The organism is Pseudomonas citronellolis, assembly GCF_029335315.1.
GTDB classification, from domain to species: Bacteria; Pseudomonadota; Gammaproteobacteria; order Pseudomonadales; family Pseudomonadaceae; genus Pseudomonas; species Pseudomonas citronellolis_A.
This window is the reverse complement of record NZ_JARJLT010000074.1, coordinates 21,215-41,982: the sequence shown is the minus strand read 5'-3', so window position 1 is coordinate 41,982 and position 20,768 is coordinate 21,215. Positions and strand designations below refer to the sequence as shown.

Annotated in this window: 13 protein-coding genes; 7 read left to right on the top strand and 6 right to left on the bottom strand. The window is 68.4% G+C overall.

The window, feature by feature from the left end; all coding sequences use genetic code 11:
- Both P3W75_RS06465 and P3W75_RS06460 read right to left on the bottom strand, forming a co-directional pair.
- A partial coding sequence (locus tag P3W75_RS06465) for a retention module-containing protein (protein ID WP_276226536.1) occupies window positions 1-6,102 on the bottom strand: 6,102 nt, incomplete at its 3' end.
- A gap of 226 nt (window positions 6,103-6,328) precedes the next feature.
- The gene (locus tag P3W75_RS06460; RefSeq protein WP_276226537.1) at window positions 6,329-6,649 is read right to left on the bottom strand and encodes a hypothetical protein; all 321 of its coding nucleotides are present in this window, start codon (window positions 6,647-6,649) and stop codon (window positions 6,329-6,331) included.
- Here P3W75_RS06460 and P3W75_RS06455 point away from each other — a divergent pair.
- The 3 genes from P3W75_RS06455 (at window position 6,630) to P3W75_RS06445 (ending at window position 11,519) form a co-directional block, all read left to right on the top strand.
- The gene (locus P3W75_RS06455; protein WP_430765344.1) at window positions 6,630-7,919 is read left to right on the top strand and encodes a TolC family outer membrane protein; all 1,290 of its coding nucleotides are present in this window, start codon (window positions 6,630-6,632) and stop codon (window positions 7,917-7,919) included. The two genes, P3W75_RS06460 and P3W75_RS06455, sit on opposite strands and share 20 nt — an antisense overlap.
- Before the next feature lie 86 nt (window positions 7,920-8,005).
- Window positions 8,006-10,168 carry a type I secretion system permease/ATPase gene (locus P3W75_RS06450; RefSeq protein WP_276226534.1) on the top strand — a complete coding sequence of 721 codons (2,163 nt, stop codon included), beginning with the start codon at window positions 8,006-8,008 and terminating at the stop codon, window positions 10,166-10,168.
- 4 nt (window positions 10,169-10,172) lie between these two features.
- Window positions 10,173-11,519 (top strand): HlyD family type I secretion periplasmic adaptor subunit, encoded by a 1,347-nt coding sequence (locus P3W75_RS06445; protein WP_276226533.1) that lies wholly within the window; start codon window positions 10,173-10,175, stop codon window positions 11,517-11,519.
- Between the two features lie 755 nt (window positions 11,520-12,274).
- On the opposite strand, the gene P3W75_RS06440 is transcribed toward P3W75_RS06445, so the two are convergent.
- From P3W75_RS06440 to P3W75_RS06425, 4 genes are all read right to left on the bottom strand, one after another.
- Window positions 12,275-13,009: a proteasome-type protease gene (locus P3W75_RS06440; protein ID WP_276226532.1), complete on the bottom strand. Its 735-nt coding sequence runs from the start codon at window positions 13,007-13,009 to the stop codon at window positions 12,275-12,277.
- A gap of 85 nt (window positions 13,010-13,094) precedes the next feature.
- The gene (locus P3W75_RS06435) at window positions 13,095-13,895 is read right to left on the bottom strand and encodes a transglutaminase family protein (protein WP_276226531.1); all 801 of its coding nucleotides are present in this window, start codon (window positions 13,893-13,895) and stop codon (window positions 13,095-13,097) included.
- The gene (locus tag P3W75_RS06430; protein ID WP_276226530.1) at window positions 13,892-14,842 is read right to left on the bottom strand and encodes an alpha-E domain-containing protein; all 951 of its coding nucleotides are present in this window, start codon (window positions 14,840-14,842) and stop codon (window positions 13,892-13,894) included. The genes P3W75_RS06435 and P3W75_RS06430 overlap by 4 nt, the downstream gene beginning before the upstream one ends.
- A 1-nt stretch (window position 14,843) precedes the next feature.
- Window positions 14,844-16,253 (bottom strand): circularly permuted type 2 ATP-grasp protein, encoded by a 1,410-nt coding sequence (locus P3W75_RS06425; protein WP_276226529.1) that lies wholly within the window; start codon window positions 16,251-16,253, stop codon window positions 14,844-14,846.
- Window positions 16,254-16,638: 385 nt separating this feature from the next.
- Here P3W75_RS06425 and ydcS point away from each other — a divergent pair, with 385 nt between their 5' ends.
- The 4 genes from ydcS to P3W75_RS06405 all read left to right on the top strand — a co-directional run bounded on the left by ydcS (window position 16,639) and on the right by P3W75_RS06405 (window position 20,724).
- A complete protein-coding gene (gene ydcS, locus P3W75_RS06420) occupies window positions 16,639-17,790 on the top strand; it encodes a putative ABC transporter substrate-binding protein YdcS (RefSeq protein WP_276226528.1) in 1,152 nt (383 codons plus the stop codon).
- Window positions 17,791-18,006: 216 nt separating this feature from the next.
- Window positions 18,007-19,026 carry an ABC transporter ATP-binding protein gene (locus P3W75_RS06415; RefSeq protein ID WP_276226527.1) on the top strand — a complete coding sequence of 340 codons (1,020 nt, stop codon included), beginning with the start codon at window positions 18,007-18,009 and terminating at the stop codon, window positions 19,024-19,026.
- On the top strand, window positions 19,023-19,928 hold the full coding sequence (locus P3W75_RS06410) for an ABC transporter permease (RefSeq protein WP_276226526.1): 906 nt from the start codon (window positions 19,023-19,025) through the stop codon (window positions 19,926-19,928). Before P3W75_RS06415 ends, P3W75_RS06410 begins: the two co-directional genes overlap by 4 nt.
- On the top strand, window positions 19,918-20,724 hold the full coding sequence (locus P3W75_RS06405; RefSeq protein WP_276226525.1) for an ABC transporter permease: 807 nt from the start codon (window positions 19,918-19,920) through the stop codon (window positions 20,722-20,724). The genes P3W75_RS06410 and P3W75_RS06405 overlap by 11 nt, the downstream gene beginning before the upstream one ends.
- Window positions 20,725-20,768: the final 44 nt, after the last annotated feature.

Genomic DNA, 20,768 nt, shown 5'->3' with positions numbered 1-20,768 from the left:
GTTGAACCAGGCGGCGGCCGACTGCAGGGCCGCCTCGTAGTTGGTCCCGCCGTTGGCGTCCAGGTGCTGGATGGCGCTGATCAGGGTGCCGACGTTGGCGCTGTTGAGCCCGTGCACCTCGGCCAGGGTGGCGTTGCTGGAGAAGGACACCAGCGCCAGGTTGATGGTGCCGTCATGGCCGGAAATCTGGTTCAACAGGTTGATCAGCGCCGCCTTGGCCAGGTCCATGCGGGTCAGGCCCTTGGTCCCGGAGCCGTCGTCCATGCTGCCGGAGGTGTCGATGATCAGCGCGATGTTGTAGTTCTTCCCGGGCACGGTGGTGGTGGTCACCCCGCCGGCGTCGCCGAGCAGCACGTCGTTGCCGAAGCTGCCGGTGATGGTGCCGTGGTCCGTGCCGATCGGGCTGGGCACGATGTGCGTGGGGGTGGAGCCGTCGGTGTCGCTGGCGTTGCTGCCCACCACCAGCACCGACTGGCCGTACTTCAGGCAGATGTTGAGGTTGGCCGAGGCGCTGTCGCCGTCACCATCGACGATGGTGTAGTTGAAGGTCTCGCTGATCTGCCCGCTGGCCGGGAAGGCCACCCCGGCTTTCACCGCGTAGGTGTAGTCGCCCATGTGGTGGCCGCCGGCGTCCTTCATGTACAGCGTCAGGGTGCCGCTGTCGGTCTGCACGGTCAGCAGGCCGCTGGTGCTGTCGTAGGTGGCGGTGGCGTGGGAGGCGCTGGGGTTGGTGTCGGTGAGGTGGCCGTTGGCGTCCACCGCGAAGGTCTCGCCGCCGATGCTCACCTGGGTGATGCGCACGGTGCCGTCGGCGCTCACCGGCAGGTCGTTGGCCAGCACGTTGCCGCTGACCGACTCCAGGGTCGCCAGGTTGACCAGGGTGGCGCTGAGATCGCTGGGGTTGGTGACGATGACCGGCGCGTGGTTGCTGTCGATGGCCACCAGGTCGGCGTCGGTGATCGAGGTGCCGACGCCGACGGCGAAGGCTTCGACGTTGTTGCTGGTGCCGTTGTGCGCGGCGAGGTAGGTCTGCCAGTCGCTCAGCGCGGTAGCGGTGTTGCCGACGGTGGGTTGGCCGTCGGAGATGAAGTACACCCGGTTGAGCGCCGAGGGGTCGGCGCCCGGCGCGTTGATCACGCTATTGATCGAGCTTTGCGCCTGGGCCAGGGCCGACTGGTAGTTGGTGTCGCCGCCGGCGTGCAGGCCGTTGATGGCGTTCACCAGGTTGCTGTAGCCGGCGTCGCTGGCGCTGTCGAACACGTAGTTGGTGGCGGCGCTGGCGCTGCTCTGGAAGCTGATCAGCGCGACATGGATCAGCAGCCCCATGCTCGCGTACTCGTGGATCATGTTGACCAGCGCGGCCTGGGCCTGGGCCAGCTTGGTGCCCTGCATGCTGCCGGACACGTCCACCACCAGGGTCAGGTTGATCGCCGGCGGCGCCTGCACATTCAGGCAGCCGGGGTTGTCGTCCACCGCGGTGGGGCCGTCGTCGAGGAAGGTCAGCTTGCTGCCCAGGTCGATGCTGGTGGTGGCCTTGTCGCCGTCGCCGTCGGTCGCGGTGACGCTCAGGCCGATCTTGCCGATCGCCAGGCTCAGGGCGTCGTTGGGGTCGCTGGCGTTGGAGTGCAGCAGCGCGCGCTGCTGGTCGAGGGTGACGTTGCCGCTGCCGTCCAGGGTGACGCTGAAGGCGATCGCGCCGTTGCCGTCGCCGACCCGGCCGACCACGCTGTTGCCTTCCTTGTAGAGGAAGATTTCCTTGCCGCTGGCGGTGTCCTTCAGGCCGCTGTCGTTGTCGCTGCCGAGGGTCAGCTGGTAGCTCAGCGCGTTGCTCTTGGCCGCGCCGTCGGCGCCGTAGTTGACCTGGAACAGGTTGGCGACGTTGGTGCTGGCGTTGCTGTCGAGGTGCGTCTCGTCCACGGTCAGGCCGCCGAAGCTGCCGTTGACGGTGATGCACGGGCCGTCGTCGAGGAACACCAGGCGGCCACCCGCATCCACGCTGACGCTGGCCTTGTCGCCGTCATAGTCGGTGATGGTCGCGGTCAGGGTGATCTTGTCGTTGCCGAGGGTCAGCGCGTCGTTGGGGTCGCCGGCGTTCGGGTGGACCATGGCGCGCTGCTGGTCGAGGGTGAGCAGACCATTGCTCAGGGTGAAGCTGAAGGCCACCTGCCCGTTGCTGTCGCCGACCCGGCCTTCGACGCCGTTGGCGGTGTTGAACAGGTAGATTTCCTTGCCGCTGGCGGTGTCCTTGAAGCCGCTGTCGGTGCCGTTCACCGTGGTGATCTGGTAGCTGATGCTGCCGGGGCCGTCGGCGCCGTAGTTGCTGTTGAACAGGGTGCTGACGTAGTAGATGGTGTTGCTGGCCAGGCACGACTCGTCCACGGTCAGGGCGCCGTCGCCGCCGACCCAGCAGATGCTCGGGCCGTCGTCGTCGAAGGCGATCTTGCCGCCCAGGTCGAGGGCCTTGGTGTCGCTGGCCTTGTCGCCGTCGAAGTCGGTGATGGTCGCGGTGCCCTGCAGGCTCACCAGGCCGCTGCCGAGGGTGGCCTGCTGCGCCGCATAGTTACCGCTGGAGCCCGGCAGCGCGTGGTCGATCTGCGCGTACTGGGTCAGGGTGACCTTGCCGGCGGCGTCCACGCTCAGGCCGAAGATGGTGTTGCCGGCGCTCACCCCGCCCTCGCTGGCGGAGGTGCTGCCGACGATCTGGCCGTTCTGCTCGTACAGGTAGATTTTCTGCCCGCTGCTGCTCAGGCCCGAGGCGCTGCCTTCGTTCACGTCCAGGTGCAGGCCGTAGCTCCACTTCACCGTGGCCGGCGTGTCGGCCCCGGCGCTCTGCGAGGCGACGGCGAAGGCCGCGGCGAAGCTGGTGCTGGCGGTGTCGAAGTTGGCGCCGATGGTGTCGGCGTCCTGGGTGTGCAGCACGGCCGGGTTGTTGCCGCTCAGGCAGACGCTGATGCACGGGCCGTCGTCGTCGAAGGCGACCTTGTTGCCCAGGTCGAGGGAGGCCGTGGAGCTGGCCTTGTCACCGTCGTAGTCGGTGATGGTCGCGGTGGCGTCCAGGCTCACCAGGCCAGTGCCGAGGAACGCCTGCTGCGCGGCGTAGTTGCCGCTGGCGCCCGGCAGCGCGTGGTCGATCTCGGCGTACTGGATCAGGGTGACGTTGCCGCCGCCGTCGACCTTCAGGCTGAAGATGGTGTTGCCGGCGTTCACCCCGCCTTCGGTGGCCGAGGTGCTGCCGATGATCTGGCCCTGGGCGTCCTGGTACAGGTAGATGCCGTGACCGGCGCTGCTCAGGCCGGAGGCGCTGCCTTCGTTCACGTTCAGGTGCAGGCCGTAGCTCCACTGCACCGTGGCCGGGGTGTCGGCGCCGGCGCTCTGCGAAGTGACGGCGAAGGCGCCGGCGAAGCTGGAGGTGGCGGTGTCGAAATGCGCGCCAATGGTGTCGGCGTCCTGGGTGTGCAGCAGCACCGGCTTGTTGCCGCTCAGGCCGATCTCGATGCACGGGCCGTCGTCGTCGAACACCACCTTGTGGCCCAGGTCGACGCTGGCGCTGGAGCTGGCCTTGTCACCGTCGTAGTCGGTGATGGTGGCGGTGGCCTCCAGCTGCACCAGGCCGTCGGCCAGGTAGGCCTTCTGTGCGGCGAAGTCGCTGGTGGAGCCCGGCAGCGCGTGGTCGATCTCGGCGTACTGGGTCAGGGTGACCTTGCCGGCGGTGTCGACGCCGAGGCCGAAGATGGTGTTGCCGGCGGTGACCCCGGCGGCGCTGCTGGAGGTGCTGCCGACGATCTGGCCGTCGGCGTTCTGGTACAGGTAGATGTGCTGCCCGGCGCTGCTCAGGCCGGAGTCGACGCCGGCGTTGGCCAGTTTCAGCGCGTAGCTCCACTGCACCGTGGCCGGCGCGTCGGGGCCGGCGCTCTGCGAGGTGATGACGAAGGCGCCGGAGAAGTCGCTGGTCGAGGTGTCGGAGGCCGCGCCTATGGTCTGGTGGTCCTGGGTTTCCAGTACGGCCGGCTGCTGGCCGCTGAGGCCGATCGCGATGCTCGGGCCGGCGTCGTCGAACGACACCTTGCCGCCCAGGTCGAGGGAGGCGCTGGCCTTGGCGCTGTCGCCATCATGGTCGGTGATGGTGGCGGTGGCTTCCAGGCTCACCAGGCCGCTGTCGAGGGACACCTGCTGGTCGTGGGCCGGCTGCACGTGGTCGAGCTCGGCGTACTGGCTCAGAGTGACGTTGCCGCTGGCGTCGACGCTGAGGCCGAAGACGGTGTTGCCGGCGGTGACCCCGGCAGCGCTGCTGGAGGTGCTGCCGACGATCTGGCCATCGGCGCCCTGGTACAGGTAGATGTGCTGCCCGGCGCTGGTCAGGCCGGAATCGACGCCGGCGCTGGCCAGTTTCAGCGCGTAGCTCCACTGCACCGTGGCCGGGGTGTCGGCGCCGGCGTTCTGCGCAGTGATGACGAAGGCGCCGGCGAAGCTGGCGGTCGCGGTGTCGACGTTGCCGCCGAGGGTGTCGGCGTCCTGGGTCACCAGCGCGCCGGCCTGCTCGCCACCCAGGCCGATGGCGATGCTCGGGCCGTCGTCGGCGAAGCTGACCTTGCCGCCGAGGTCGAGGTTCTGGCTGGCGGTGGCCGGGTCGCCATCGCGGTCGGTGATGGTGACGTTGCCCTGCAGTTGCACCAGGCCGCTGTCCAGCACCGCGTGCTGGCTGTCGAAAGCGCTGCTGACGCCCGGCTGCTGGTGGTCGATGGCGGCGAACTGGGTCAGGGTGACCTTGCCGCTGGCGTCCACCGCCAGGGAGAACACGGTGTTGGCGCTGCTGACCGCGCCGGCGCTGGCGGCGGTGGAGCCGACCACCACGCCGCCGATCAGGTACAGGTGGATGCTCTGGCCGCCGCTGCTCAGGCCCGAGGCCTCGCCCTGGCTGGTCACGCCCAGGCTGTACTGCCAGGTGACGTTGCCGGCGCCGTCGGCGCCATAGTCCAGGCTGGCCTTGAAGGCCGTGGAGAAGTCGGCCGAGGCGCTGTCCGTGCCGCCTACGGTGGCGGCGTCGTGGGTCAGCAGGTCCGGCGCCTCGCCGCCCAGGCCGAGGCTGGCGGTGGGGCTGTCGTCGTTGATGCCGATGCTCAGGCTGCCGCTGGCGGGGGTGCCATTGCCGTCGGTCACGGTGTAGGGCACGGACAGCGTCAGGGTGTCTTCCACGCCATGCACGGGATGGTCCAGCGGTTGCTGCAGGACCAGCTCGAAGGCGCCGGTGGCGATGTCGGTGAGGGTCAGGGTGAACACCGGCTGGCCATTCGCCGAGGCGGTCAGCACGTGGCCGTCGGGGCTCACGCTGTAGGTCAGCGGCACGCCGCCGGAGGTCAGCGCCGGCAGGCCGCCGGTGCTCCAGGCGAAGGTGCCGGGGCCGTCGCTGCCGAAGTCGTAGCCGAGGGTGCCGGTGGCGGTGGCGCCGACACCGGGCAGGTTGTCGTTGCCCTGGATGCCGCCGGGCAGGCCGTCCTCGTCCACCACGGCGGAGGCGCTGCCGGCGCTCGGGGTGCCGTCCGTCGGTGTGGTCGGCGGGGTGGCCTGGGCCTGCTCGGGCCGCGCGATGCCATCGAACGGCGGCGGGAACAGCGGGCCGCTGCCCTGGGGCCCGGTGGGAAAGCCGATGTCCGGGTCGACCCGGCCGCCGGTCTCGGTCAGCAGTACGAAGGAGTGCCCGCCGCCGGCCTTGGCGTTGCCGCCGGCGGAGAACGACGGTCCGGCCGCGGTGGCCTCGGCGGTCTGGGTCGGGTCGGCGCCGGCGGCGATGGCCGCCTGCAGCGCCTTGACGTCGGTGACGTCCTTCTGGCTCGGCGCCACCGGCTGTTGCGCCGGCGCGCTGTCGGAATACTGGTGATGGGCCGCGGCGACCAGCTGCGGGCTCAACGGCATGGAGCTGTCGCGCCCAAGGGTGAGCTCGCCGCCACCGGCGATGGCCACCGCCACGGCGCCCTCATGCCCGGTGACCAGCTGTTCGCCGACGAACAGCTTGTCGCCCTGGTGCAGGATGCGACGCGACCCATCGGCTGCCACGGCGAAGACTTCGCCGACCACCTTGCTGACGACACCTACCTGACTAGCCATGACCCCTTCCTCCGCTCACTGCCCGGCAGCGCCTCCGGCGCTACCTGAGACTGCCGAATCCGCCATGTCGCCATCGGCTTCGCAGTGTCACGGGGAAGGAGATCGGAGGTGCAGGCGCATTAGCATCAAAAAGCCAGCGGCATTTTTCCGCCATTTTTTTGACCCACCCTCCAATGAAGCTCCCACCCTAGCCGCTCGCAAACGTACATGGCTGTATGCGCAAGCCTCATTCCCACCCATACCCAGGAACCACAGGGCCTGCAGCTCCTACAATGTGCTGCTTTTCACATTCGGTCATAAGACTTTTTCCGAATAAGGCTTGTGAGAAATTCTTCTGAGCTTTTCCAAAAGTTGTTCTTAGCTCTGATGTTACAGGCATGAAACGCATGCCATCAGAAAAAAGCCATTTTTTTGGCGAACAAGAAAGAGCATCGAAGTAGCGAAAGCAGGAGAACGCCATGCGCAGTCGTAACGCGGCACTATGGAGCGGTGTATTTCTGGCGGCCACTTGCGGCCATGGGCAAGCCATGAGCTTGACGCAAGCCATTCAGAACACCCTGCAATACCACCCGGAGATCAGCCAGAGCATGAACAGCCGGCTGACCGCGGACCAGGAACTGAAGATCGCGCGTGGCGGCTACCTGCCCACTGTCGATCTGCTGCTGGGCTACGGCCGCGAAGGCGTCGACAGCCCCACCACCCGCCAGAATGGCGACCACGGCACCCAGACACTGGACCGCGGCGACGCCGAAGTGCGCCTGCAACAGATGCTCTTCGACGGCTTCGGCACCCCCAACGAGGTGGCGCGCAACGAAGCCAACGTCAATTCCAAGGCGTTCCGCGTCCTGGGCACCTCGGAGAACGCCGCGCTGCGCACCGTCGAGGTCTACCTGAACGTGCTGGAGCACCGCGAGATGGTGGCCCTGGCGCGCAACAACCTGCAGGCCCACCAACGCATCGGCGACCAGATCCACCTGCGCAGCCAGCAGGGCGTCGGCAGCACCGCCGACAACGACCAGGCCACCGCGCGCCTGGCCCTGGCGCAGAACAACCTGTACACCGAGGAAGTCGACCTGCGCGACGCCGAGGCCAACTTCTTCAGCGCCGTGGGCAAGCAGCCAGACGAGCTGGAAACCCCCAGCACCATCAAGGCCCAGGTGCCGACCGACCTGACCCAGGCCCGCGCCGAGGTGCTGAACAACAACCCGCTGCTCAAGTCCGCCCAGGCCGACGTCAACGCCGCGGAGAAACAGTACGAGGCGGCCAAGGCACCGTTCTACCCGCGCTTCGACCTCGAACTGTCGAAGGCGGCGAACAACAACGTCGACGGCGAGGAAGGCCACTACAACGATTGGCAGGCCCAGGTGGTGATGCGCTACAACCTGTTCAACGGCCTGCGCGACAAGGCCAAGCTCAACGCCACCTCGCACCAGATCGACGAATCCAAGGACATCCGCGACAACGCCCTGCGCCTGCTCAACGAGAACCTCTCGCTGGCCTGGGACGCCATGGAAAACGCCACCAAGCAGACCGGCCCGGCGCGCGAATACGCCGACTACACCCGCAAGGTGCGCGAGGCCTACCAGCAACAGTTCACCCTCGGCCAGCGCACCCTGCTCGACCTGCTGGACAGCGAGAACGAACTGTTCACCGCCAACCGCCGCTACGCCCAGGTGCGCTACACCGAGGAGTACTCGCGCTATCGCGTGCTCGCCGCGATGGGTGGCCTGCTGCGCTCGCAGAATGTGGTACCGCCCCACGAAGCGGTGGCCCTGTCCGACGTGAAGAACGAAGCACGCCTGCCCGACATGAAATAAAGGTCGCGCGCGCTCCCCGCCCCGGCTCGCCGGGGCGAAGCGCGTAGCGGACCGCACGGGGCTCGCAGAAGCCCGGGAGAAGTAGCGTGACCATCCAGGAGCGCGGCAACGCCGCCGCGGGCGACCCCCGCCTCAGCCATGACGACCCCCTGCTCGACGGCTTGCTGATCCTCTGCCGCCTGCACGGCTGCTCGGTCAGCCGCGCCAGCCTGTCGGCCGGCCTGCCGTTGCCGCAGCAACGCCTGAACGCCGAACTGCTGCCGCGCGCCGCGGCCCGCGCCGGCCTCCAGGGGCGCCTGCTGCGCCGCGAGCTGAAGGCCATTCCAGCGCTCAACCTGCCGGTGCTGCTGCTGTTGCGCGACGGTCGCAGCGCCGTGCTGCGGCAGTGGGCGAGCGACGGCCGGGCGCTGATCCTGCCCTGCGAGACCGAAGGCGGTGAGCAGTGGGTGAGCGCCGACGAACTGGCCGCGCAGTACAGCGGCCTGGCCCTGTTCGCCCGCCCGCGCCACGAACTGGAGGCGGCGCGCCAGCCGCTGGTGCCACGGGTCGAGGCGTGGTTCCGCGACACCCTGAAGCTGTCGCGCTGGCTGTATACCGACGCCCTGGTGGCCAGCCTGCTGATCAACCTGCTGAGCATGCTGGTGCCGCTGTTCGTCATGCAGACCTACGACCGCGTGGTGCCCAACCAGGCCATCTCGACCCTCTGGGTGCTGGCCAGCGGCCTGCTGCTGGGCACCCTCTTCGAGCTGCTGCTGCGGGTGCTGCGCTCGCACCTGCTGGACATGGCCGGGAAGAAGACCGACGTGGTGCTCTCGGCCACCCTCTTCGAACGCATCACCGGCATGGCCATGAAGTACCGCCCGGCCACGGTCGGCGGCTTCGCCCAGAGCATCCACGACTTCCAGGGCCTGCGCGAATTCCTCACCGCGCTGACCCTGACCAGCCTGATCGACCTGCCCTTCTCGCTGCTGATGATCCTGGTCATCGGCCTGCTCGGCGGCGCTCTGGTGGCGGTGCCGCTGCTGGCCTTCCCGGTGACCATCCTGTTCGCCTACATCATCCAGGCGCGCCTGCGCGACACCGTGCAGAAGAGCCTGACCCTGGCCGCCGAACGCCAGGCCCTGCTGATCGAGACCCTCGGCGGCCTGGAAACCCTCAAGGCGTGCGGCGCCGAGAGCGAGCGCCAGTACCGCTGGGAAGCCACCCACGGCGCCCTCACCCGCCTGGACAACCACGCGCGCTTCCTCTCCACCCTGGCCACCAACGGCACCCTGTTCATCCAGCAGTTCGCCGGCATGGCCATGATCATCTGCGGGGTCTACGCGATCCTCGACGGCCAGCTCAGCGTCGGCGCCCTGGTCGCCTCCTACATGCTCAACAGCCGGGTGCTGGCGCCCCTGGGGCAGATCGCCGGGCTCATCACCCGCCACCAGCAGGCGCGCCTGACCATGAAGAGCACCGATGCGCTCATGGCCCTGCCGCAGGAACGCCAGGCGCGCCAGCGGCCGCTGGAGCGCACCCAGCTGCACGGCGCGCTGGACGTGCGCCAGGTGGAGTTCCGTTACCCCGAACAGAGCGCCCCGGCGCTGAGCCAGATCAGCCTGCGCCTGGCGCCCGGCGAGAAGGTTGGCCTGATCGGCCGCAGCGGCTCGGGCAAGAGCACCCTGTCGCGACTGCTGATGGGCTTCTACGAACCCGAGCAGGGGCAGATCCTGCTCGACGGCCTGGACCTGCGGCAGATCGACGTCGCCGACCTGCGCCAGCAGATCGGCTACGTCGCCCACGACCTGCCGCTGCTGGCCGGCAGCCTGCGCGACAACCTGACCCTGGGCGCGCGCTACGTCAGCGACGCGCGCATGCTCGAAGTGGCCGAGATGACCGGCGTCAGCGAGCTGGCCCGGCAGCACCCGCTGGGCTTCGACCGCCCGGTCGGCGAGCGCGGCCAGCTGCTTTCCGGCGGCCAGCGCCAGGCCGTGCTGATGGCCCGCGCGCTGCTGCTCGACCCGCCGATCCTGATCCTCGACGAACCCACCAGCGCCATGGACAACAGCAGCGAGGAAGCCCTGCGCCGGCGCCTGCACGACAGCTGCCGGGACAAGACCCTGCTGCTGGTCACCCACCGCACCTCGATGCTCGCGCTGGTCGAGCGGCTGATCGTCCTCGACGGCGGCCGCATCGTCGCCGACGGGCCGAAAGAAGCGGTGATCGAGGCATTGCGCAAGGGCCACGTCGGCCCGGCAGCGGGGTGAAGCCATGAGCAGCATGCAACCGACGCCCGGCTACCTGGGCGCGCGCAGCGACACCGAGTTCATGCCCGAGGTGCAGGGCACGGTGCTGGAAGACTCGCCACTGGCCGCGCGCATCACCCTCTGGGCGGTGCTCGCGCTGCTGGTCAGCGCGCTGGTCTGGGCCTACTTCGCGCACCTGGAGGAAGTCACCAAGGGCGAAGGCAAGGCCATCCCCTCCAGCAAGGTGCAGACCATCCAGAACCTGGAGGGCGGCATCGTCTCGGAAATCTTCGTCCACGAAGGCCAGGTGGTGGAAAAGGGCCAGACCCTGCTGCGCCTGGACGACACCCGCTTCGCCTCGAACAAGGGCGAGACCGAGGCCGACCGCAACGCCCTGGAAGCCCGCGTGGAACGCCTGAGCGCCGAGGCCGAGGGCCGCGAGCCGGCGTTCTCCGACGCGCTGAAAAGCACCGCGCCGCAGGTGGTGGACGACCAGCTGCAGCTCTACCACAGCCGCCAGCAGCGCCAGGCCAGCGAGGTCAGCATCCTCCAGGAACAGCTGCGGCAGAAGACCCAGGAACTCCAGGAGTTCCGCGCCAAGGCTCAGCAGTACCGTTCCAGCCTGGGCCTGGTGCAGCAGGAACTGAACATGTCCGAGCCGCTGGTGAAGAGCGGCGCGATCTCCCCGGTGGATCTGCTGCGCCTGCGCCGCAGCGTGGTGGAGATCAACGGCGAGCTGAGCGCCACCACCCTGGCCGTGCCCCGCGCCGAGGCGGCGATGCAGGAAATCTCGCGGAAGATGGACGAATCGCGCCAGGGCTTCCGCACCGACGCGCTGAAGGAGCTCAACGAAGTCCGCACCGACCTCAACAAGCTCACCGCCACCAGCCGCGCCATCGACGACAAGGTCAGCCGCACCACCGTGGTGTCGCCGGTGCGCGGCATCGTCAAGCAACTCAAGGTCAACACCATCGGCGGCGTGGTGCAGCCGGGCAGCGACATGGTGGAAATCGTGCCGCTGGAAGACAACCTGCTGGTGGAAGCGAAAATCCGCCCGCAGGACGTCGCCTTCCTCCACCCCGGCCAGCCGGCCACGGTGAAGTTCACCGCCTACGACTACACCATCTACGGCGGCCTGAAGGCCAAGCTGGAGATGATCAGCGCCGACACCATCACCGACGACAAGGGCAACGCCTTCTACCTGATCCAGGTGCGCACCGACAAGAACCACCTGGGGCCGGACAACAAGCCGCTGCTGATCATCCCCGGGATGGTGGCGACGGTGGACATCATCACCGGCGAGAAGAGCGTGCTGGACTATCTGCTCAAGCCGGTGCTGAAGGCGCGCTGGGAGGCGCTGCGGGAGCGCTGATTGGTCGCCTGCGCGAGCAGCGGCGGATAACCGCGAACGGTTATTCGCCCTACGTTCATCCTGCACACCCTCACTTTGCCCCGTCTTCCCCGCGAACGCGGGGACCCAGAGACTTGGTGGTTGGGGTTGGGTGTAGCGCGCCGCTTATGAGTGCTCGGATGTTTCTTGTTTCGCCCCCTCGGGCGAGTCACTTTTGCAAACGCCGGAAGGCCGGCCCCGCAAAAAGTAACCAAAACGCTTGCCCCGGCATCCGGGCCCGGCAAGCCGGGCTTCCCTCACGAACTCCCGAGCACCGGAGGCCCGCCCCGAGGGTACGTCCCTGTAGCCCGCGGGGCTCTTGCGACATCCATGTCGCCCGGCCTCCTCAGCTCGGGTTTCGCTCGGCCTCCTAAACGGGGCGCTCCGGTGCGCGCGGATGTTTCGGTGTCCCCCGTAGGGCGCATAACGCCTATGGCGTTATCCGCCGTTGCCGCCGGCTACGGCGCTCGGGCCGACGGCACTGGGTTATTCCCCTTCGGGCCAGCGCAAGCGCTGTTCGCGATGGAGCCGCGTCCCGCGTTCGCGGGAATGACGGGGTGGAAGGATGGTGCCAGGCCTGAAAAACGGCCAGGACGGCCCCCTCTCCCTTCAGGGCGGGGCGCGCAGCCGAGGGCTGGGGAGAGGGTTGCGATGTCAACCCAACACATCGCAGCCACCGGGAAACTCCATTCGCGAGCAAGCTCGCTCCTACACAAAATCAAAACCCGGGACGGCCGCTAGATGTTGTACTCCGGCGGCGGCTCCGGCAGTTGCGTCAGCAGGTCGTGCAGCCCCGCCGACCATTGCTTGCGGATGCTGGTGTAGTAGGCGTCCTCTTCGTCCACCCGGTAGCCGGCCGGGATGATCAGGCTGTCGCGGTGGTACACCAGCAGGTCCAGTGGCATGCCCACCGACAGGTTGCTGCGAATCGTCGAGTCGAACGACACCAGGGCGCAGCGCAGGCCTTCGGCCAGGCTGGTGGCGAATTCCAGGTTGCGGTCGAGGATCGGCTTGCCGTACTTGCTCTCGCCCAGCTGCAGGAAGGGCGTGTCCTCGGTGGCCTGGATGAAGTTGCCCTGCGGGTAGATGCTGTACAGCTCCGGCGGGCCGCCGGCGATCTGCCCGCCGACCAGGAACGAGCAGGTCAGGTCGGTGTTGCCGGCCAGCGGCGCGGCGTCGCGGGCGACCACCTCGCGCACCGTCGCCGCCACCAGCGCGGTGGCGTCGTAGAGGGTCGGCACGCTGTGCAGGTTGGCTTGCGCGGTGTCGTCCAGGCGCTGCTTTAGCAGGTTCACCACCGACTGCGAGGTGGCCAGGTTGCCGGCGCTCTGCAGCACGATCAGGCGCTCGCCGGGCACGCCGAAGGTGAACAGCTTGCGGAAGGTGGCGATGTGGTCGATGCCGGCGTTGGTCCGCGAGTCCGAGGCGAACACCAGGCCCTCGGCCAGGCACATGGCTACGCAATAGGTCATGGGGTGAGCCTTCCTCTGCGATGGGTCCGGCAATACTAGACCACGGGGCGTTGCCGTCCCGTGGCAAGGGCCTCGCCCGCTCGCCTCACTGCTGCGGGCTGCGCAGCAGCGGCGGCGCCACCACCCGCGCGTGCATCTGCTCGCCGAGGCCGGCGCCGCGGCGCATGCCGCGCACCGGGCAGGCGTCGAGGTAGTCCAGGCCCACCGCCAGTTTCAGGTGGCGTTCCGGGCGCGCCAGTTCGTTGGTCACGTCGAAGCTGTACCAGGCGTCGTCCAGCCAGGCCTCGGCCCAGGCGTGGCTGGCCAGGTCCTGTTCGCTGCCGCGGTACAGGTAGCCGGACACGAAGCGCGCCGGAATCCCCAGGCTGCGCGCGCAGGCGAGGAAGGCGTGGGTGTGGTCCTGGCAAACCCCGGCGGCACCGGCGAAGGCCTCGGCGGCGGTGCTTTCCACCCCGGTGGCGCCGGGCTGGAACGGCATGTGCGCGTGCAGCGCGTGCATCAGGGCAATCAGCGCGGCGCGGTCGCGGGCCTCGCCGCACTGCGCCAGGGCGAAGGCGCGCAGGGCGTCGTCCGGGGTGGTCAGGCGGGTGTAGCGCAGGAATGGCAGCGGCGACTGGCCGTCGTGCTCGGCCTCGCGGCTCTCGTCGATCTCCACCAGGCCGCGGGCGTGGATCACCACCGCCTCGTGGGGTTCGTCGATGTTCAGCACGTGCAGCACGTTGCCGTAGGGATCGCGCTGGGCGCGGGCCGGGCGCGGCAGCGAGAGCTCCCAGCTGAGCACGTGCTGGCGCTCGCTTTCCTGCGGGGTCAGGCGCAGGTACTGGATGCTCGCGCGCACCGGGTCGTCGTAGCGGTAGGTGGTGTCGTGGCTGATGGCGAGTTTCATACGGCCTCCAGATAGGAACTGTGGATCGCCCGGGCCAGCTGACGGATCAGCAGGATGAAGTCGGTGAGCCAGGGGTGCAGGCCGTCACCGAGGATTTCGTCGATCGCCGTGTAGCGCAGCCGCGCCGCCAGCTCGGCGGCCAGGCGCTGCGCCGGGCGACCGTTCTCGCCGGGCAGGGTGGAGAGGATGCTGTCCAGTTCCTCGACGCAGGCTTGCAGGGAACGGGGCACTTCGGCACGCAACAGCAGCAGTTCGGATACGTGGCGGGCATCGGGCGAGCCACGGTAGATCTCGTTGTAGGCTTCGAAGGACGACAGGGCGCGCAACAGGGCGCTCCACTGGTAGTAGCCGCGCGCCGAGGCGTCGCTGACCTCCTCGGCCTCGTCGCCGAGCAGTTCGTAGCGCGCGTCGAGCAAGCGCAGGGTGTTGTCGGCGCGCTCGATGAAGGTGCCCAGGCGGATGAAGCTGTACGCCTCGCCGCGCATGATGGTGCCGTAGGTGGCGCCACGGAACAGGTGCGAGCGCTCCTTGACCCACTCGCAGAAGCGGCTGATACCGTAGCGGCCCAGGCCTTCCTGGGCGATGCTGCGCATCTCCAGCCAGGTGGCGTTGATGTTCTCCCAGATGTCCGCGGTGATCCGCCCGCGCACCGCGTGGGCGTTGCCGCGCGCGGCCTGCAGGCAGCGGTAGATGCTCGCCGGGTTGTCCGCCTCGAGGGCGAAGAAGTTCAGCATGCGCTCGGGCTGCATCTGCCCGTGGCGCTCCAGGTAATCGTCCATGGTGCCGGTGATCAGCAACGGCATCGACAGTTCGTCGGCGCCGCCGCCGCGGTCGTCCGGCGGCATCAGCGACAGCGAATAGCTGACGTCGAGCATCCGCGCGAGGTTCTCGGCGCGCTCCAGGTAACGGGACATCCAGTACAGGTCGGCTGCGGTACGGCTCAGCATCTCAGTCCTCCACCACCCAGGTGTCCTTGGTACCGCCACCCTGTGACGAATTGACGACCAGCGAGCCTTCGCGCAGCGCCACGCGGGTCAGCCCGCCGGGCACCAGGCGCGTCTCGCGGCCGGACAGCACGAACGGGCGCAGGTCGATGTGACGCGGGGCGATGCCGCTGTCGACGTAGGTCGGGCAGGTCGACAGGCTCAGGGTCGGCTGCGCGATGTAGGCGTGCGGGCGCGCCTTCAGGCGCTCGCGGAAGGCCTCGATCTCCTTGCTGCTCGCCGCCGGCCCCACCAGCATGCCGTAGCCGCCGGAGCCCTGGGTTTCCTTGACCACCAGCTCCGGCAGGTGCGCCAGCACGTGGGACAGGTCCTGGGGCTTGCGGCACTGCCAGGTCGGCACGTTCTTCAGTATTGGTTCCTCGGAAAGGTAGAAACGCACCATGTCGCCGACGTACGGGTAGATCGACTTGTCGTCGGCCACCCCGGTGCCGATGGCGTTGGCCAGCACCACGTTGCCGGCGCGGTAGGCGGCCAGCAGGCCGGGCACGCCGAGCATCGACTCGGGGTTGAAGGCCAGCGGATCGAGGAAGGCGTCGTCCAGGCGCCGGTAGATCACGTCCACCGGACGCGGGCCGGCGGTGGTGCGCATGTACACGCGCTCGTCGCGGACGAACAGGTCGGCGCCCTCCACCAGCTCCACGCCCATCTCGCGGGCGAGGAAGGCGTGCTCGAAGTAGGCGCTGTTGAAGCGCCCCGGGGTCAGCACCACCACGCTGGGGTTGTCCAGCGGGCTGGAGCTGCGCAGGGTGTCCAGCAGCAGGTTCGGGTAGTGGTCGATGGGCGCGATGCGCTGCGCGGCGAACAGCTCGGGGAACAGGCGCATCATCATCTTGCGGTCTTCGAGCATGTAGCTCACGCCGCTGGGGGTGCGCAGGTTGTCCTCCAGCACGTAGTAGGTGCCGTCGCCGTCGCGCACCAGGTCGACCCCGGCGATGTGCGCATAGAGGTCGCGGTGCAGGTCCAGGCCCTGCATGGCGATCTGGTAGCCCTCGTTGGTCAGCACCTGCTCCGCCGGCACCACGCCGGCCTTGATGATGCGCTGCTCGTGGTAGAGGTCGGCGAGGAACATGTTCAGCGCGCGCACGCGCTGGATGCAGCCGCGCTCCACCACCCGCCATTCGCTCATCGGGATGCTGCGCGGGATGGTGTCGAACGGGATCAGCCGCTCGGTGCCCTGCTCGTCGCCGTAGAGGGTGAAGGTGATGCCGGCGCGGTGGAACAACAGGTCGGCCTCGCGCCGGCGCTGTTCGAGCAGCTCCGGCGGCGCCGCCGCCAGCCAGCGGGCGAAGTCGCGGTAATGCGCCCGGCACTGGCCATTCGCGTCGTACATCTCGTCATAGAAAGTGCGGGACATGCCGAACTCCTTGTCGCCAGCGTTGGAGTTGCCATCGCAAGCCCCGTGCCAGCAGCACAAAATCTTTGATTTCAATGACTTGGAAAACCGGCCAAACGGCCGTGCGCCAGTTTGGTGCGGCGCGCGCGGGTGGCGGGCGGTCGCCGCCCCGTTTGGCGCCAGGCGCCGCCCACCGGGGACAGTCTAGGCCAAGGCCCGGCATCGCCCCGTGACGGATCGACCTATGCTTATGCACGGACGCCGGCCGCGCGCTTGTAGCCCTCGCGGGGCGCGACTACGCTGCCAGAGATGTCCTTTTGCCATGACCCACACGCTGTCGCCCGGGTGCCCGCCTGCCGGTGCGGTACGGCCGCAGAGGCTCCGAACCCATAACAGGAGTCCGCTCATGCCTTCCTTCAGAACCGCCCCCCTGGCCTTCGCCTGTGTCTGCGCGCTGGCCGGCGCCTCGGCCCAGGCCGCCGACGCCATCCAGAAGCTCGGCGCCGGCGAGGGCGCCCTCGACATCATCGCCTGGCCCGGCTACGTCGAACGCGGCGAGAGCGACAAGGCCTACGATTGGGTCACCCCCTTCGAGAAGGAGACCGGTTGCAAGGTCAACGTGAAGACCGCCGCCACCTCCGACGAGATGGTCAGCCTGATGGCCAAGGGCGGCTACGACCTGGTCACCGCTTCCGGCGACGCCTCGCTGCGCCTGGTCTACGGCAAGCGCGTGCAGCCGGTCAACGTGGCCCTGATCCCCAACTGGAAGAACGTCGACCCGCGCCTGCAGGACGCGCCCTGGCACACCGTCGACGGCAAGCACTACGGCACGCCCTACCAATGGGGCCCGAACGTGCTGATGTACAACACCAAGGTCTTCCCCAAGGCGCCGGAAAGCTGGAGCGTGGTGTTCCAGGAACAGCAGCTGCCCGACGGCAAGAGCAACAAGGGCCGCGTGCAGGCCTACGACGGCCCCATCTATATCGCCGACGCCGCGCTCTACCTGAAGGCCACCGAGCCGGCCCTGGGCATCCAGGACCCCTACCAGCTCACCGAGGCGCAGTACGCCGCGGTGCTCAAGCTGCTGCGCGCGCAGCACGCGCTGATCCACCGCTACTGGCACGATGCGACCGTGCAGATGAGCGACTTCAAGAACGAAGGCGTGGCCGCTTCCGGCTCCTGGCCGTACCAGGTCAACGCGCTGGTCGGCGAGAAACAGCCGATCGCCTCGACCATCCCCGCCGAAGGCGTCACCGGCTGGGCCGACACCACCATGATGCACGTCGACGCCAAGCACCCGAACTGCGCCTACAAATGGATGAACTGGTCGCTGGAGCCCAAGGTGCAGGGCGACGTCGCCGCCTGGTTCGGCTCGGTGCCGGCCTCCCCCGCCGGCTGCAGCGGCAGCCAACTGCTCGGCGCCCAGGGCTGCGCCACCAACGGCTACGACCAGTTCGACCGCATCGCCTTCTGGAAGACGCCGCAGGCGGAGGGTGGCAAGTTCGTGCCGTACAGCCGCTGGACGCAGGACTACATCGCGATCATGGGCGGGCGGTAAGGCCTGAAGCGTTCGCGAGCAAGCTCGCTCCTACGAAAAGCCATTGCACCTGTAGGAGCGAGCTTGCTCGCGAACAGAACTTCGCCGGTAGCTGCGTGCTGCGGATTGACCCCGTAGCCCTCTCCGCAACGATGAACGCCCCGACCAGCACGACACCGGCCCCACTCGCCCCCATGCACTACCCTGATAGAGCACACCAGCCACGCGGGTAGCGCCATGACCACTGCCGTCCAGTTCACCGAGGTGAGCCGCCACTACGGCGAGGTGAAAGCCGTCGACCGGGTGTCCATCGAGATCCGCGATGGCGAGTTCTTCTCCATGCTCGGCCCCTCCGGTTCCGGCAAGACCACCTGCCTGCGCCTGATCGCCGGGTTCGAGCAGCCCTCTTCCGGCTCCATCCGCATCCACGGCCACGAGGCCGCCGGCCTGCCGCCCTACGAGCGCGACGTGAACACCGTGTTCCAGGACTACGCGCTGTTCCCGCACATGAACGTGCTGGACAACGTCGCCTACGGCCTCAAGGTCAAGGGCGTGGCCAAGACCGAGCGCCTGGGCCGCGCCGAAGAAGCGCTGGGCATGGTCGCCCTCGGCGGCTACGGCGGGCGCAAGCCGGCGCAGCTGTCCGGCGGCCAGCGCCAGCGCGTGGCCCTGGCCCGCGCCCTGGTCAATCGCCCGCGCGTGCTGCTGCTGGACGAACCACTGGGCGCGCTGGACCTGAAGCTGCGCGAGCAGATGCAGGTGGAACTGAAGAAACTCCAGCGCCAGCTCGGCATCACCTTCATCTTCGTCACCCACGACCAGGGCGAGGCGCTGTCCATGTCCGACCGCGTGGCGGTGTTCAACAAGGGCCGCATCGAGCAGGTCGACACCCCGCGCAACCTCTACATGAAGCCGGCCACGCCGTTCGTCGCGGAGTTCGTCGGCACCGCCAACGTGCTGCGCGGCGACACCGCCCGGCGCCTGCTCGGCGAGGCCGGGGCCTGGTCGCTGCGCCCCGAGCACGTGCGCTTCGGCCAGGCCCGCGAGGGCGAGCTGCAGGTCGCCGGGACCCTGGTCGACGTGCAGTACCTGGGCGCCGCCAGCCGCTACGAGATCGCCCTGGACGACGGCGGCCGGCTGGTCGCCGCGTTGCCCAACGGCGAGCGCGAGGAAACACGCCCGCAGCCCGGCGAGGCGGTCAGCGCCTGCTGGGCGCGCAACGCGCTGGTGCCCCTGCGCGAGGAACCGCAGCCATGATGCGCGCGCTCTCCAGCTTCCTCTACCGGCGCAGCAACCTGTACCTGCTGATGCTGCTCATCCCGCCGCTGCTGTGGTTCGGGGTGATCTACATCGGCGCGCTGTTCGCCCTGCTCTGGCAGAGCTTCTACACCTTCGACGACTTCACCATGGCGGTGACCCCGGACCTGACCCTGGCCAACTACAAGGCCCTGTTCAACCCGGCCAACTACGACATCGTGCTGCGCACCCTGGGCATGGCCGTGGCGGTGTCGCTGGCCAGCGCCGTGCTGGCCTTCCCCATCGCCTACTACATGGCGCGCTTCGCCGGGCCCAAGGAAAAAGCCTTCTTCTATATCGCGGTGATGCTGCCGATGTGGGCCAGCTACATCGTCAAGGCCTACGCCTGGACGGTGATCCTGGCCAAGGGCGGCATCCTCTACTGGCTGATCGACAAGCTGCACCTGCTGGGCCCGCTGAACCTGCTGCTGGAGGTGCCGGGGGTGGGCGGCAACACCCTGTCCACCTCGCACCTGGGGCGCTTCTGGGTGTTCACCTACATCTGGCTGCCGTTCATGATCCTGCCGATCCAGGCCGCCCTGGAACGCCTGCCGCCGTCGCTGCTGCAAGCCAGCGCCGACCTCGGCGCGCACCCGCGGCAGACCTTCTTCCAGGTCGTCCTGCCGCTGGCCTTCCCCGGTGTGGTGGCCGGCTCGATCTTCACCTTCAGCCTGACCCTGGGCGACTTCATCATCCCGCAGCTGGTCGGCCCCAGCGGGCTGTTCATCGGCACCATGGTCTACGTCCAGCAGGGTTCGATCGGCAACATGCCGCTGGCCGCCGCCTTCACCCTGGTGCCCATCGTGCTGATCGCCGTGTACCTGTCCATCGCCAAGCGGCTGGGGGCCTTCGATGCACTCTGAACGACCATCGTGGCTGTTGCGCCTGGCCGCCTGGGGCGGGCTGGTGTTCCTGCACTTCCCGATCCTGGTGATCCTGCTCTACGCCTTCAACACCGAGGAGTCGGCCTACAGCTTCCCGCTGCAGGGCTTCACCCTGCGCTGGTTCGCCGAGGTGGCGCAGCGCGGCGACGTGCTCGACGCCATCGGGCTGTCGGTGAAGATCGCCTGCGTCGCCACCCTGGTGGCCATGGTCCTCGGCACCCTGGCCGCCGGGGCGCTGTACCGGCGCGACTTCTTCGGCAAGGAAAGCGTCTCGCTGATGCTGATCCTGCCGATCGCCCTGCCCGGCATCATCACCGGTATCGCCCTGCTCTCGGCGTTCAAGACCCTGGGCATAGAACCAGGCTTCCTGACCATCGTCATCGGCCACGCGACCTTCTGCGTGGTGATCGTCTACAACAACGTGATCGCGCGCTTCCGCCGCACCTCGTTCAGCCTCATCGAGGCCTCCATGGACCTCGGCGCCGACGGCTGGCAGACCTTCCGCTACGTGGTCCTGCCGAACATCGCCACCGCCCTGCTGGCCGGCGGCATGCTGGCCTTCGCGCTGTCCTTCGACGAGATCATCGTCACCACCTTCACCGCCGGCCACGAGCGCACCCTGCCGCTGTGGCTGCTGAACCAGCTGAGCCGCCCGCGCGACGTGCCCATCACCAACGTGGTGGCCATGCTGGTGATGCTGGCGACCATGCTGCCGATCCTCGGCGCCTACTACCTCACCCGCGGCACCAGCGACGTGGCCGGCGCCGGCAAGTGAACCGGGCCCCGCCCCGGGCGGGACGAATGCCACTCCACACGAGG

Excerpts from the sequence above, each read along its gene's own strand:
- P3W75_RS06460 (WP_276226537.1), bottom strand. The coding sequence starts at position 6,649 with ATGGCTTGCGTCAAGCTCATGGCTTGCCCATGGCCGCAAGTGGCCGCC.
- P3W75_RS06410 (WP_276226526.1), top strand. The coding sequence starts at position 19,023 with ATGATGCGCGCGCTCTCCAGCTTCCTCTACCGGCGCAGCAACCTGTAC.
- P3W75_RS06440 (WP_276226532.1), bottom strand. The coding sequence starts at position 13,009 with ATGACCTATTGCGTAGCCATGTGCCTGGCCGAGGGCCTGGTGTTCGCC.
- ydcS (WP_276226528.1), top strand. The coding sequence starts at position 16,639 with ATGCCTTCCTTCAGAACCGCCCCCCTGGCCTTCGCCTGTGTCTGCGCG.
- P3W75_RS06405 (WP_276226525.1), top strand. The coding sequence starts at position 19,918 with ATGCACTCTGAACGACCATCGTGGCTGTTGCGCCTGGCCGCCTGGGGC.
- P3W75_RS06415 (WP_276226527.1), top strand. The coding sequence starts at position 18,007 with ATGACCACTGCCGTCCAGTTCACCGAGGTGAGCCGCCACTACGGCGAG.
- P3W75_RS06435 (WP_276226531.1), bottom strand. The coding sequence starts at position 13,895 with ATGAAACTCGCCATCAGCCACGACACCACCTACCGCTACGACGACCCG.
- P3W75_RS06425 (WP_276226529.1), bottom strand. The coding sequence starts at position 16,253 with ATGTCCCGCACTTTCTATGACGAGATGTACGACGCGAATGGCCAGTGC.
- P3W75_RS06455 (WP_430765344.1), top strand. The coding sequence starts at position 6,630 with ATGAGCTTGACGCAAGCCATTCAGAACACCCTGCAATACCACCCGGAG.
- P3W75_RS06445 (WP_276226533.1), top strand. The coding sequence starts at position 10,173 with ATGAGCAGCATGCAACCGACGCCCGGCTACCTGGGCGCGCGCAGCGAC.
- P3W75_RS06430 (WP_276226530.1), bottom strand. The coding sequence starts at position 14,842 with ATGCTGAGCCGTACCGCAGCCGACCTGTACTGGATGTCCCGTTACCTG.